Origin of the sequence: Micromonospora sp. NPDC050795 (genome assembly GCF_044456785.1) — a bacterium.
Classification (GTDB): domain Bacteria; phylum Actinomycetota; class Actinomycetes; order Mycobacteriales; family Micromonosporaceae; genus Micromonospora.
Window position 1 is genome coordinate 100450 of the sequence record NZ_JBITGE010000009.1, and the last position, 13135, is coordinate 113584.

Annotated in this window: 13 protein-coding genes; 6 read left to right on the top strand and 7 right to left on the bottom strand. The window is 69.8% G+C overall.

Features of this window, described 5'->3' with window-relative positions:
- Positions 1 to 393, bottom strand: coding sequence for a hypothetical protein (locus ACIBEF_RS10590; protein ID WP_396792957.1), 393 nt, complete (start codon positions 391 to 393; stop codon positions 1 to 3).
- A 305-nt stretch (positions 394 to 698) separates the two neighbouring features.
- On the opposite strand from ACIBEF_RS10590, the gene ACIBEF_RS10595 reads away from it, so the two are divergent.
- The 3 genes from ACIBEF_RS10595 to ACIBEF_RS10605 are packed head-to-tail and all read left to right on the top strand — an operon-like array spanning position 699 to position 4416.
- Positions 699 to 2570 (top strand): ABC transporter ATP-binding protein, encoded by a 1872-nt coding sequence (locus ACIBEF_RS10595; protein WP_396793118.1) that lies wholly within the window; start codon positions 699 to 701, stop codon positions 2568 to 2570.
- A 53-nt stretch (positions 2571 to 2623) separates the two neighbouring features.
- On the top strand, positions 2624 to 3757 hold the full coding sequence (locus tag ACIBEF_RS10600) for a sensor histidine kinase (RefSeq protein ID WP_396792959.1): 1134 nt from the start codon (positions 2624 to 2626) through the stop codon (positions 3755 to 3757).
- On the top strand, positions 3754 to 4416 hold the full coding sequence (locus tag ACIBEF_RS10605; protein WP_396792960.1) for a response regulator: 663 nt from the start codon (positions 3754 to 3756) through the stop codon (positions 4414 to 4416). Before ACIBEF_RS10600 ends, ACIBEF_RS10605 begins: the two co-directional genes overlap by 4 nt.
- A gap of 81 nt (positions 4417 to 4497) precedes the next feature.
- Here ACIBEF_RS10605 and ACIBEF_RS10610 read toward each other — a convergent pair whose 3' ends face one another.
- Positions 4498 to 4923: a DUF6223 family protein gene (locus ACIBEF_RS10610; protein WP_396792962.1), complete on the bottom strand. Its 426-nt coding sequence runs from the start codon at positions 4921 to 4923 to the stop codon at positions 4498 to 4500.
- A gap of 349 nt (positions 4924 to 5272) precedes the next feature.
- On the opposite strand from ACIBEF_RS10610, the gene ACIBEF_RS10615 reads away from it, so the two are divergent.
- Complete coding sequence (locus ACIBEF_RS10615) at positions 5273 to 5656, top strand: hypothetical protein (RefSeq protein ID WP_396792963.1); 384 nt, start codon at positions 5273 to 5275, stop codon at positions 5654 to 5656.
- Here the strand turns inward: ACIBEF_RS10615 and ACIBEF_RS10620 are convergent.
- Together ACIBEF_RS10620 and ACIBEF_RS10625 are read right to left on the bottom strand one after the other, a co-directional pair.
- Complete coding sequence (locus ACIBEF_RS10620) at positions 5635 to 6144, bottom strand: nitroreductase family deazaflavin-dependent oxidoreductase (RefSeq protein ID WP_396792964.1); 510 nt, start codon at positions 6142 to 6144, stop codon at positions 5635 to 5637. The two genes, ACIBEF_RS10615 and ACIBEF_RS10620, sit on opposite strands and share 22 nt — an antisense overlap.
- A 176-nt stretch (positions 6145 to 6320) precedes the next feature.
- Positions 6321 to 7076, bottom strand: a complete 756-nt coding sequence (locus ACIBEF_RS10625) for a hypothetical protein (RefSeq protein WP_396792966.1) — start codon at positions 7074 to 7076, stop codon at positions 6321 to 6323.
- A gap of 346 nt (positions 7077 to 7422) precedes the next feature.
- On the opposite strand from ACIBEF_RS10625, the gene argS reads away from it, so the two are divergent.
- Entirely contained in the window at positions 7423 to 9141 is a 1719-nt protein-coding gene (gene argS / locus ACIBEF_RS10630; RefSeq protein WP_396792967.1) for an arginine--tRNA ligase, read from the top strand.
- 13 nt (positions 9142 to 9154) lie between these two features.
- Here the strand turns inward: argS and ACIBEF_RS10635 are convergent, their stop codons facing one another.
- The 3 genes from ACIBEF_RS10635 to ACIBEF_RS10645 form a co-directional block, all read right to left on the bottom strand.
- Positions 9155 to 9496, bottom strand: a complete 342-nt coding sequence (locus ACIBEF_RS10635; RefSeq protein ID WP_238686609.1) for a helix-turn-helix transcriptional regulator — start codon at positions 9494 to 9496, stop codon at positions 9155 to 9157.
- Positions 9497 to 9685: 189 nt separating this feature from the next.
- A complete protein-coding gene (locus ACIBEF_RS10640; protein WP_396792969.1) occupies positions 9686 to 10879 on the bottom strand; it encodes an endo-1,4-beta-xylanase in 1194 nt (397 codons plus the stop codon).
- A 327-nt stretch (positions 10880 to 11206) separates the two neighbouring features.
- The gene (locus ACIBEF_RS10645; protein ID WP_396792971.1) at positions 11207 to 12037 is read right to left on the bottom strand and encodes a PIG-L family deacetylase; all 831 of its coding nucleotides are present in this window, start codon (positions 12035 to 12037) and stop codon (positions 11207 to 11209) included.
- Between the two features lie 191 nt (positions 12038 to 12228).
- On the opposite strand from ACIBEF_RS10645, the gene ACIBEF_RS10650 reads away from it, so the two are divergent.
- Positions 12229 to 13134, top strand: a complete 906-nt coding sequence (locus ACIBEF_RS10650) for an alpha/beta fold hydrolase (RefSeq protein ID WP_396792973.1) — start codon at positions 12229 to 12231, stop codon at positions 13132 to 13134.
- Position 13135 lies beyond the last annotated feature (1 nt).

Genomic DNA, 13135 nt, shown 5'->3' on the forward strand with positions numbered 1-13135 from the left:
TCAGCCACCCACCAGCGGAACGAGCCGTACGAAGGCCACGTCCGGGTCGGCGAGCAGGTCGATCTCCTCGTCGAGGTCCTCGATCTGGCGGTGCCCGACCAGCAGCAGGAAGCCGTTGCGGGCGAATGCCTTACAGGCGGCGTCCGCCTGCTGCTCCCAGTCGAGTCGCCGGCCCGAGGTGACCCGGTAGCCGTTCAGGGTGGTCTCCGTGTCGGTTGGCTGAACCAACCCCCGGAAGTGCTCGGGCTGCTGGGCGTTGAACCGGGCGACCTCCTCGCGGACCCGCAACCGGACCAGCTCCCGGGCGGAGATGCGCTCCGGTAGCCCGGTCAACGGCCAGTGGTCGATGGCTTTCCCTGTCGCTGTCTCGTCCCGGACGATCGCCGTGGCCATGCCGCCATGCTCCTTGCTGTGAGGTGAGCGCGATCATGGCACGGGCGTCCGACGCGATGGAGTAGCGCCACATCCGCCACCGGGTCATCCATGACAGTCGGTGATCGGTCAATTGCTAAGGGCCACGTTCGGGTGGTCCAATCCTCCAGGAACCCGCCAGTCCGCCTGCCCTGGCTGAGACGGCGACGGCTGCCGCCCCGGGAGGTACGAGCATGATCGAGACCGCCACCGCAGAGGCTCACCGCGTTCGACCGGGTCATCCCGGCCCCGGGCGTACGGAGTCGGTGCTGCCGGAGCTGCGGGAGATGTGGTGGGAGACGGGGGTGCGGGCACGGGCGGAGGCCGGCCTCTTCGCCGTCTTCGCGGAGCTGCCCAGGCTGGTCCGGACGGCCCTCGGCATCAGTTGGCGCGCGGATCGTCTCCGTACCGGTGTGGTGGCCGCGGCGACTGTCGGCGCGGGGGTGATGGCCGCCTTCGGCCTGTTGGCCACGCAACGGGTGTTGGTGGAACTGTTCGCCGGCGGACCGACAGCGGACAAGGTACGGGCGGCGCTGCCCGCACTGGCCGTGCTGGCGGCGACCGTCGCGCTCCGCGCCGGGATGGGCATCGCCACCGGCTACGCGCAGAACGGCTTGACGCCCCGGGTGAGCCGTGAGGTGGAGCGGGGCCTGTTCGAGGTGTCCACGGCGGTCCGGTTGGAGGCGTTCGACGCGGACGCGTTCGCCGATGACATGGAACGCGCCTCGCGCGGCACCGAGTCGACGATCGCGCTGGTGCAGGCGTCGATGAACCTGCTCGCCGGGCTGGCCGGGCTGCTCGCCGTGGCGGCTGCCGTCATCGTCATCCATCCGCTGCTGCTGCTGGCGCTGCTGGTCGCCACGGTGCCCAACGCGTGGGCGTCGCTGCGGGCCGGTCACCTGCGCTACCAGACGTACAACGCCGGGTCGGTGCGTCGGCGTCGACTGTGGTTGTTGCACAAGCTGATGGCCGAACGTGCCTCGGCCCCGGAGTTGCGCTCCTATGGGCTGCGCCGGTTCCTGCTCGACCAGTACGACCGGGTGATGCAGGTGGAGACCGACATCCAGCTCGCCCTCGCCCGGCGGGTCACCACCACCACCACCACTGTCGGAGCAATCGTCGGCGGTCTCGCGACCGGCACCGTCTACGCCCTGCTCGGCTTGCTGCTCCTCGACGGGCAGATCCCGCTCGCCGCCGCGGCGACCTGCGTGATCGCGGTGCAGTCCGCGCAGCGGTCCCTGGCCATCGCCACCTTCCAGGTCGACCACGTCTACACCCAGGGGCAGCACTTCGGCGACTACACCGGTTTCATGACCCGCGCCGACGCCTACCTACCGACCAGCACCGGACCCGTCGCCGCGGCCGATCCTGGTCGGCTGCGGGAGTTGACAGTCAACGAGGTGAGCCTGCGCTACCCCGATCGGGACGACGCCGCCGTCGACGGCGTCACGTTGACGATCACCGCCGGGCAGACCGTCGCGTTCGTCGGGGAGAACGGCTCGGGCAAGACGACCCTCGCCGCGATGATCGCCGGCCTTCGCGCCCCCACCGAGGGCGGTATCGAGTGGAACGGCCGCCCGTTGTCGGACTGGAACGTCGACGGGCTGCGCGCCCGGATCGCTGTGGTGACGCAGGAATACCACAAGTGGCCGTTCACCGCCGCCACGAACATCGCCATCGGCGACGTCGACAGCGACGCCCGGCAGGATCGCATCGAGGCCGCCGCCGGCCGCGCCATCGCCCACGACATGATCAACGAACTTCCGCACGGGTACGAGACGCTGCTCGACCGGACCTTCGCGCGAGGCCAGGACCTCTCCGGTGGGCAGTGGCAGCGCATCACCGCGGCTCGTGGGTTCCTGCGCGACGCCGAACTGCTGATCATGGATGAGCCGTCCTCCGCGCTCGACCCCCGCGCCGAGGACGCCCTGTTCCAGACCATCCGGGACCGGAGAGGTAGTGCCACCACGATCCTCATCACGCACCGGCTCGCGAACGTCCGGCACGCCGACCGGATCTTCGTCCTGCACCACGGCCGGCTCGTCGAGGCCGGCACACACGCCGACCTCGTCGCCACCGGCGGCCGGTACGCCGAACTGTTCGCCCTCCAGGCCGCCGGCTACGACGCGAACCTGGCCGAGGGCAACCAGCACGCCTGAGCCGTCCAGTTGGACCTTCTCCCGCTGGATCGCGGGCGGCTAGGCTTCGGCCCATGTCAGGGTGGCGAGGCCGAACGGCGGACGTGGCCCTGGTGCCCGCCGTGGGTCTGGTCGCCGTCGTGGGCCTGGTGGTCCAGTCGCGCGGCATCGACACCGCCGCCGAATGGGCGGCGCTGCTGGCGGTGCTGCTCTCCACCGGCGCGCTGTACGCCCGCCGGCGTCATCCGGTGCCGGTGGGCGTCGTGGCGCTGGCTGCCATTGGCGCGTACGGGGCGTTGCTGCACCGGCCCGGTCCGATCATGTTGGTGTTCGTCGTGGCGCTCTACACCGTCGTCGACGAGGGCCACCTCGCGGTCGCCATCGGGCTCGGTCTCGCCTCGGTGATCGCCTTCGCCGTGGCAGACAGCTACAACCGGTCCCCGAACACCATGAACGGGGCGACGCTGCTGCACGCCGGTTGGCTCGTCGCGGTCATCGTCGGCGTGACCCGTAACCGCCGCGCCTACCTCGCCGAGGCGCAGGCCCGAGCGGTCGTCGCCGAGCAGCGGATGGAGGAGGAGGCCCGGCGACGGGCCACCGAGGAGCGGCTTCGCATTGCCCGGGAGTTGCACGACGTGCTCGGCCACCACCTGTCGTTGATCAACGTGCAGGCCAGCGCCGCGTTGCACCGACCCGACCCGGTCCGGTCCGAGCAGGCCCTCACCGCGATCAAGCAGACCAGCAAGGAGACGTTGAGTGAGTTGCGCGCGACGCTTGGCGCACTGCGGCAGGCCCCGGCGGTCGCGCCCGCACCCGGTCTGAACCGCCTCGGTGATCTGATCAGGACGGCCGCCCGGCCGGAGTTGAAGATCCGCACCGAGCTGGCCCAGACGCGGCCGCTACCGCCGGAGGTCGATCTGGCGGTGTATCGGATCGTCCAGGAGGCGCTCACCAACGTGTCGCGTCACGCGCGTGCCACCACCGCTGTGGTCCGGGTCCGGCCCGATCACGACGACGTGCTCGTCGAGGTCGAGGACGACGGGACCGGCGAGCCGGGTCCGCCGGGTAGCGGGATCCTCGGGATGCGTGAGCGGGTGTGGGCACTCGGCGGTTCGCTGACCACCGGCGCGCAGCCGGACGGGGGCTTCCGGGTGAGTGCCCGTCTGCCGATGCGACCCGACCCGGCGCCGGTGGGGGAGCAGATGTGATCCGGCTGCTCCTCGTTGACGACCAGAACCTCGTACGCGCCGGCTTCCGGTCCATTCTCGACGGTGAGGACGGCCTCGAGGTCGTCGGCGAGGCTGCCGACGGAATCGAGGCGGTGCGGCTGGCCCGGCAACTGCGACCCGATGTCGTCCTGATGGACATCCGGATGCCAGGGCTCGACGGCCTGGCCGCCACTGGTGAGATCGTCGCGAACTCCGATGCTCGCGTCATCATTCTGACCACGTTCGACCTGGACGATTACGTCTACGGAGCGCTGCGCGCCGGTGCCAGCGGCTTCCTGGTGAAGGACACCGAACCAGCGGAGTTGATCCACGGAGTGCGGGTGGTGGCCCGGGGCGACGCGCTGATCGCGCCGTCGATCACCCGGCGGTTGATCGCCGAGTTCGCGGCCCGGGCCAGACATCCCGACCCCGGGCCGCGACTGAGCGTGCTCACCGAGCGGGAGCGTGAGGTGCTGACGCTGGTCGCTGCCGGCCTCTCCAACGACGAGATCGCGGCCCGGTTGGTGCTGAGCCCGGCAACCGCCAAGACACATGTCAGCCGGATCATGACCAAGGCCCACGCCCGGGACCGAGCCCAGTTGGTGATCCTCGCCTACGAGTCCGGCCTGACCGTGCCGGGTTGGCTCGCTCGCTCCTGACCATCGCCATCGGCTGGAGCGGGGCAGCCGTCGGATGGAGCGAGATCAGCCAGGCCGAGCCCACGCCGGAACCGGTCAGGGTCAGCCGGCCAGGCGGCCGGTGCGGCGCGCGCGAAGCAGGGCCAGCCCGCCGAGCACCACGCCGGCCAGTCCGACCGCCAGCGCCACATAGGCCCCGCCTCGCCCGTTGCCAGTGCCGATGCCACTGTCGGAGGTGGCCACCACCAGACCGCCGAGCGCCATGCCGATCAACCCTGTCGCCAGGGCCAGGACGGCCCCGAGGCTTCCCGAGCCGGTACCGAGCCGACCGGCAGGGCGGGCCAGGGCCAGTCCTCCGATGATGGTGCCGACCACCCCCAATAGGACGGCCGCGCTGGCGCCGAATCGCCCGGAACTCATGGAGAGAGCATCAGCAGCGGTCGGCTGGGCCAGAACGTGCGCGGCTGCCGGTGCGGCCAGTCCGGTTCCTCCCAGCGGGGCTGCGGCGAGCAGGTGACGGATGGACATCGTGGATCCCCTCGGTCGCATGACGGGTACGGGTGGCAGCCTAGGAAGCAAACCGCCGGTGAGTCGTCATGCCGGAGTTGCCGATTGGCCTACCACGCGGGATGTACGCGCTCGGGATGGCGTACCGCCGCGGTTGCCTCTCCGGGCTTTTCCAGGCCACCGTCCGGCGTCTGTTACTCACGTGCGTGCTGGCCACGAAAACGTCTCTGACCTGCGTTTTTGTCGGATCCAAGCAGTGGTGTTCGGGCCCTGGGAGTGGTACGACTGATACATCGGACCGGTGGTGCGGGGTCAGTAGGAGGTGGCGGATGCGTCTGACGAGCACCCCGCCCAGGCGGACGGATCCGCGATGACAAGCCCGGAGAACACCGAGGAAAAGGCGGCGGCCTACGCGCGCGGTCTCGATGCGGGCCGGATCGAGCAGCGTCTACAGGGGCACGATGAGCACCTGCGAAAGATCAACGGCTCGATCGACTCGATGGCCCAGGCGCTCCGGTCTCTCACCGATGAACTCCGCGGCAACGTCACTCTGTTCAGCGCCAATGTGACAGCGGACCGCCGCGACGCCAGTGAGCGGGACAGGATCGCGGCGGTGCGATTGGAGGAGGCGGGCGTCGTCGAGTCCCAGCGGACGGTCCGGTGGACGGCATGGCAGCGCGGGTTCGCCGTCGTCGGCGCGATCGTCCTGGTCGTGAACTTCGGCCTGGGTCTCTACCTCGCGTTCGGCCGTTGACCTGACGGTGGGGAGTCGCCATCCGATCTGGGCTCCAGCACCACCACCGCGGTCTCGGAGAGCCGCCGTGCCGCGTGGGCGTCGAAGTTCTTGTCGGCCGCGCGCCACCGTGGCCACAGCTGCGACCGTTCGTCGTCGGTGGCGACGCGACCGCGCACCAGCCGACGCCCGTCGGCCAGCTCGACGGACGCGTCCGGATGGGCCTGGAGGTTGAGCCACCAGGCGGGGGCACCCTCGCCCCACCCGTTCATCGCCACCCCGACCAGGTTCGGGCCATCCTCGAAGTACGCGATGATGACGCTGCGCTGCTGGCCGGTGCGGCGACCGGTCGTGGTCAGGCGCAACGTGCCCCACCGGTGCTCGCGCGGTCGCCACAGCCCGACCCGGCTGCCGCTGACGCGGTACAGGCCCCGGTGCACCGACCAGGCCAGCCGGATGAACCACCGCGGCGGAAGCCATGGCGCCTTCGTCACCTGACCGTCCGACATGACGACCTCCTCCACCGACCAACGCTGATGGCCCGGGTGGCTGCCTCACACGGTCGCGACCGCCACTGTGGACCGGGATCCTCAAGTCTTCCGCCGTGAGCGCGACTCGCGTCGGGGTGTCCATGATTCGACCGAGGATCGAACCGATCGGTGAAGCCCCGCGTCGGGGCGGGCGGTTACCGCTGCCAGGCGTCGATGGCGCGTACGCCGTCGCGGACGACCCGGTCCAGGATGGCGGTGTTGCCGCTGGTGCCCTCCCACCCCTGGTCGTCGAAGACCGTCACCGTGCTGTCGACGCGGGCCACCGCGATCTGGCTGGACGCGGTGTCTCCGGTACGTTCGCCGTTCAGGCTCGTCTCGGGCCACGTCCGGGTCAGCAGCAACGCCTCGTCGCCGACCCCGGGCAGCGCCTTACTCTTGACGGTGACGCGGTTTCCGGACTGGTCGTACGAGGGGCACGCCTGGACGGCGGCGCGGAGCCGGCTCAGGTAACCCGGGGCGCCGTCGCCGTCGAAGGTGAAGATGGTCTGATGGATCATCCCCTGCGGCACGTTGCTGGAGGGCTCGCCGGCCTTCTGGTAGGTGACCGTCATCGCGGCGCTCGCGGTGACCTGCCGGCCGCCGGTGCCGAACTCGTTGCCGCACAACTTCGGCAACGCCTCCTCGACGGGCGTCGTCCGTCGCGGGGACTTCCGTAGTTCGGCGGGCAGCTCGACGAAGGCCGAGGTCGGGATCGTCACCTGGGTGCTCGCGCTCGGCGATGGCGGACCTGTCGGGGGCACTGACGTCGACGCGGTGGCCGGTGCCGTGGTCGCCGGGGCAGAGCCGGGCGGATCCTCGGTGGCGGTGCAGGCAGCGGCCAGTGCGACGGTGCCGAGCAGCGCCAGCACACGTCGCGTACGGGCCATTGGCAGTGGTGCGTGTCGGCTCATGATCACCCCTTGTCGTCCCGCAATGCAGTTCCCTACCCTGCATCGACCGAAACGACCAGGCAGCGCCTCGGACGTGGACCGGACAGCAGGAATTGATGTGCCCCGCGTCGGCCGGGCCGCTAGGCTGCCCCGCATGACCAGCGTGATCGCTCAGTGCACCGGACTGTCGTGTGACGTCCAGGTCGGTGCGGAGCGACGCCGGCGATCCGTCGCCCGCCCGCGCTGACCTGTTACCTGCGACCGGCGGATCGAGCCGCCGGTCGTTCGCTGGTCGTCCTCGGTCCGCCCGTATCTCCCCGTCAACGGCTCGCGTGGCAGCGCGGGTCCGAGCGAGATCGGCGTACTCATGGATCTTGAAAAGTTGTTGTCCGACCGGCTGGCACCGGCGTTCGCGGCGGTGGCCGGCGGCCCGGTCGACCCGCTCGTGCGGCGGTCTCCGCGTGCGGACTTCCAGTCCGACGCGGCGCTGGCGCTCGCCCGGCGGCTCGGCCGCCCGCCGCGCGACATCGCCGCGGCGGTGCTGGCCCACGCGGTGCTCGACGACGTCGGGGTGTCGGCGGAGGTCTCCGGGCCGGGCTTTCTCAACCTGACGGTTGCCGACCGGGCCCTGGCCGAGCTGGTCGCCGGGCTGGCCGGTGACGCCCGGCTCGGCGTGCCGTCGACGGCGACGCCGCAGACAGTGGTGGTCGACTACTCGGCGCCCAACGTGGCGAAGGAGATGCACGTCGGGCATCTCCGCTCCACGGTCATCGGCGACGCGGCGGTGCGGCTACTGGACTGGCTCGGGCACCGGGTGGTGCGGGTCAACCACCTGGGTGACTGGGGCACACCGTTCGGCATGCTGATCGAGCACCTGATCGACCTCGGCGAGGCCGAAGCCACGCAGAACCTGTCGATGGGGGACCTGGACACCTTCTACCGGTCCGCCCGGGTGAAGTTCGACGCCGACGAGGCGTTCCAGGAACGGTCGCGGCTGCGGGTGGTCGCGTTGCAGCGCGGCGACGAGCGGACCCGCCGGTTGTGGCGGCTGCTGGTGACGCAGTCGGAGCGGTACTTCCTGACCGTGTACGACCTGCTCGACGTGACGTTGTCCGGGGCCGACTTCCGAGGCGAGAGCGCCTACAACGACAGGCTCGCGGGCGTCGTCGACGACCTGGACCGGCTGGGGCTGCTGCTGCCCAGCGGTGGGGCCGAGTGCGTCTTCCCGCAGGGGTTCACCGGACGGGACGGCGAGCCGCTGCCGCTGATCGTGCGTAAGAGCGACGGTGGGTACGGCTACCCGGCCACCGACCTCGCCGCGCTGCGGCAGCGCGTCGGCGAGCTGGGCGCCACCCGGCTGCTGTACGTCGTCGGCCTACCGCAGCGGCAGCACTTCGCGATGGTGTTCGCCGTCGCCGAGGCGGCCGGCTGGCTCTGCCCGCCGGCCCGGGCCGAGCACCTCGGCTTCGGGTCCATCCTCGGCGCCGACGGGCGGATGCTGCGCAGCCGGGCCGGTGAGTCGGTGAAGCTGGTCGGGCTGTTGGAGGAGGCGGTCGCCCGCGCCACCGAGCTGGCCCGGAGCAGGAACCCGGATCTGGATGCCGGGACCGCCGCCGCTATCGGCCGCGCGGTGGGCATCGGCGCCATCAAATACGCCGACCTGTCCGTCGACCGGACCAAGGACTACGTGCTGGACTGGGAACGGATGTTGGCGATGGACGGCAACACCGCTCCCTACCTTCAGTACGCGTACGCCCGGATCCGGTCCGTGCTGCGGCGGGCCGGGACCGCCGTGCGGCCGGACGCGCCCATCGTGGTGGCGCAGCCGGCGGAGCGGGCGCTCGCGGTCGAGCTGCTCGGCTTCGCCGCTGTGGTCGGCGAGTTGGAGCGGAGTCTCGAGTTTCATCAGCTCGCCGGTTACCTGCACCGACTCGCGACGGCGTTCAACGCGTTCTACGAGCGCTGCCCGGTGTTGCGGGCCCCGGATGAGCTGCGGGAGAGCCGGCTGCTGCTGGCCGAGTTGACCGCCCGGGTCCTGCGGCAGGGGCTGCACCTGCTGGGCATCCGCACGGTGGAGCGGATGTGACGCGCCGGACGGGTCAGCGGGCCCGCTTTGTCGCCCGCTTCCGGGGCGGCGTCAACAGGTCGGCGATCTGCGCGATCGCGGAGGGCACCAGGCGGTAGTACGCCCAGACCCCGCGCTTGTCGCGTTCGAGGAGGCCGGCCTCGGTGAGGATCCGAAGGTGATGACTCACCGTCGGCTGGGAGAGATTGAGCGCCGCGGTGAGGTCACTCACTGACGCCTCACCTTCCGGCGCGGACTGGATCAGGCTGAGCAACCGGAGTCGCGCCGGATCGGCGAAGGCCTTCAGCACCCCCGCTAGCCGCTCGGCATCGGCCCGCTTGATGGGATCGCCGGTGAGCGGCGAGATCGCAGGCATGGCAGTTTTCGCAGTTCCCACGCCTGCAATAGTGACACCAACACCATCAATAAACCGGCAGATCCGGCACCAGCCCTCCGATGGCGTCCGGATGGCGCGACGGAACCACCGAACGTGAGTCGAACGGCGACGTCCGTGGCGGCACACGGGCCGTGTGGAGCTTCGGGAAGCTCCACACGGCCCTGGGCGTCAGCGGCGGGGTTTGGGTGCGATGCGGGGCAGGACGTACGGCGGCCCTGCGAAGATCAGGTCGGACTTCAACTCCTGGTACGCCCGCTTGGGCTGGTAGTTCTCGTCGTAGATGGTGGCCAGCCCCTCCGGCGGGTCGTCGAACCAGCCAGGCACCCACGAATGGTTGTCACTGAAACCCCAGACCGTGTACGACAGGCAGCTCCGTACGGCGAGGCACGCCTTCATCAGCACGCTGAAGTTGGCGGCCGACGCCTGTAGCCGGGGGTTGATCTCCTCGGAGTTGCCCGCCTGGACGCCCTCCGTCAGCTGGCTGCGGACGTCGACCTCGGTGAACGCGGTCGCGACGCCGAGCCCGCTGAACTTCTTCAGCGCGGCGGTCACCTGGAGGGTGTCGAAGTTGCCGTACTGGGTGCCCAGGTGGCCCTGGGAGCCGACTCCGTCGATCGGGACGCCCTGAGCGCGCAGGCTCTTGGTCATGTCGTAGACGAACTGGGTCTTGTCGTCCGCCGGGTTGCCCGAGCCGAACGCCTCAATGTTGTAGTCGTTGTAGAACAGCAGGGCCTTGGAGTCGGCGGCCCGCGCCCAGCGGAACGCGTCGGCGATGTAGCCGGGCCCGAGGTTCTGAGCCCAGAAGCCCTTGTAGTGCAGGGTCGACGGGGTGTCCCACGGGTCGCTGACCGCCTCGTTGACCACGTCCCACTGCCAGATCTTGCCCTTGTAGCGGTTCACGACCGTGGTGATGTGCTTGCGCAGCAGCTCGCGCAACTCCTGCTTGCTGATGGAGCCGTCCGCGACGCCGCTGGTCAACCAGGCGGGCAGCTGGTTGTGCCAGACCAGCACGTGACCGCGCACGCTCTGCCGGTTGCGCTTGGCGAAGTCGACGAACTGGTCGGCCGGCCCCCAGTTGTAGGTGCCGCGGGTCGGCTCCAGGCTCTCCCACTTCATCACGTTCTCGGCGGTGACCGAGGCGAACTCGGAGGAGGCCAGTCTGCGGTATTGCGGGTCGCCGGCGTCGTTGAGTGCATCCATGTTCACCGCGGTGCCGACGTGCAGACCGTGGCGCAGGCCGAGGGTGCCGAGGCTCTGCGTCGTGGGGTCGTACGGTCGACTCGCGGTCGCCGGCACCGTGTTCAGCGTGGCGATGGTCGCGACGGCGACCAGGCCGACGCTCGACCACTGTCTCAACTTCATGTGCCTGCCCTTCCAGACGATCAATAGACAGATGTCGATCTAGGAGGTGAGGGTCCGGTCCTGCTCGGGTGGAGACGTGAGATGGCTGGGTGGCGCCGGTAGTTCCGGCCGGAAACCGGAAACTTGCTCGAAACGTTAAGCCGATCTATGTCTGGGCGTCAACGCTGAAAACTTCCGGAAATTCATCACATGACCTGCCCAGCGGTGAGTGGCCGGCTGGCGAAACTTTCGGCGACCGGTTCGGGTGGCGAGGTCGTTCGCGGCGCACGCCACCAAACACCGTCGACCCGGTGGCCGACGATGTCCGGTGGCGCTACCGAAGAGTGGTCAGCGCAGACCGGCGAAGAGGTCGTCCTCGGGGGTCGGCGCGCCCGTCCGGTCCCGCACCCGCAGGAAGGTCTCCACGCCCATCAGCTCGGTGAACCGCTCCTGGCCCAGTTGCAGGAAGAAGATGTTCTCGGTCTGACTGGCGTGCGTGGCCAGCGCGGCGAACTTCTGCGCGCCGTACCTGCTGGTGTCGACCCAGGTGGTGATCTCGTCGTCGGGCAGACCGAGCTGCGGCCCCGGCTCCGACTCCGCGTCCGGCTCGGCCCACTCGACGCCGAGCTCCTTCATGATCCGACCGAACTCCGCGAACGCCGTACGCGGCACAGTCGTCCAGTAGACCTTCGCCGGCACGTCCGTCTGCTCGACGGCGGCCATGGTGATCCGATGCGCCTGGATGTGGTCCGGGTGGCCGTAGAAACCGTTCTCGTCGTACGTGACGATCACGTCCGGCCGATACTGCCGGATCAGCTCCGCGAGCCGGGCCGCCGCCTCCGCCACCGGCGTGATCCAGAACGCGCCGGGCTGGTCGTTCGTCGCCCAGCCCATCATCCCCGAGTCGGCGTAGCCGAGGGTTTCCAGGTGGGTGACGTCCAACGTCGCGCAGCTGGCCTCCAGCTCGGTCTGGCGCATCGCCACCACGGCAGCCGGGTCGTGCCCCTCCTCGCCCGGCTTGACCCCACCCGGGCCGTCTCCACATCGCCCGTCGGTGCAGGTCACGAGCACAGTCGTGACCCCTTCGGCGGCATAGCGGGCAAGGACGCCACCGGTGCTCGTCGCCTCGTCGTCGGGGTGGGCGTGCACCGCCATCAGGGTCAGAGGTCGCTCAGCCATGCCATCACCCTACGGTCATCCGGCTACGGGCCCATGACCTCCAGCGGGAACATTCGCGGGAGCGGGGGCATCGTACCCAGTCCGGCATCCGTCGAGCGGTCCTTGTGTGAACGGCGCTCAGGCTCCCGGCAGGTCGCTAGATTCGGGCGTGATCGGCACAGCCGAGCAGGTCCGGAAACGGGGGGAAGTCGATGGCAAAGGCTGCTGGCGGGTTCACTGACCTGCGACAGATCGACGCGGGAGTCCTGAACGTCGGATACGTGGACGCCGGTCCGCCCGACGGGGACGCGGTGATCCTCCTGCACGGGTGGCCCTACGACATCCACAGCTTCGCCGACGTCGTACCGCTGCTCACCGCGGCCGGCAAGCGGGTCGTCGTCCCCTACCTGCGGGGCTACGGCACGACCCGGTTCCTCTCCGACGACACGATGCGAAACGGCGAACCGGCGGCCCTGGGGCTCGACCTCATCGCCCTGATGGACGCCCTGAACATCGACAGCGCGAAGCTCGCCGGGTTCGACTGGGGCGCGCGAACCGCCGACGTCGTCGCCGCGCTGTGGCCCGAACGCTGCCGAGGGCTGGTCTCGGTCAGCGGTTACCTGATCGCCAGCCAGGAATCCGGTAAGGCGCCGCTGCCGCCGAAGGCGGAGTTGGCGTGGTGGTACCAGTACTACTTCGCCACCGAGCGAGGGCGGGAGGGTTACGACAAGAACCGGCGCGCCTTCAACAAGCTGATCTGGCACACCGCGTCCCCCCAGTGGACGTTCGAGGACGCGACGTACGACCGCAGCGCGGCGTCGTTCGACAACCCCGACCACGTCGACATCGTGATTCACAACTATCGGTGGCGGATGGCCCTCGCCGACGGCGAGGCACAGTACGACGACATCGAGAAGCGCCTGGCCACACAGCCGAAGATCACCGTGCCCAGTATTTCCATGGAAGGCGACGCCAACGGCGCGCCCCACGTCGAACCCACCGTCTACGCCAAGCAGTTCACCGGCCAGTACGAACACCGGACCGTCGGCGGCGGTGTCGGGCACAACCTGCCGCAGGAGGCCCCGCAGGCTTTCGCTGATGCCGTGCTGGAGGTCTGAG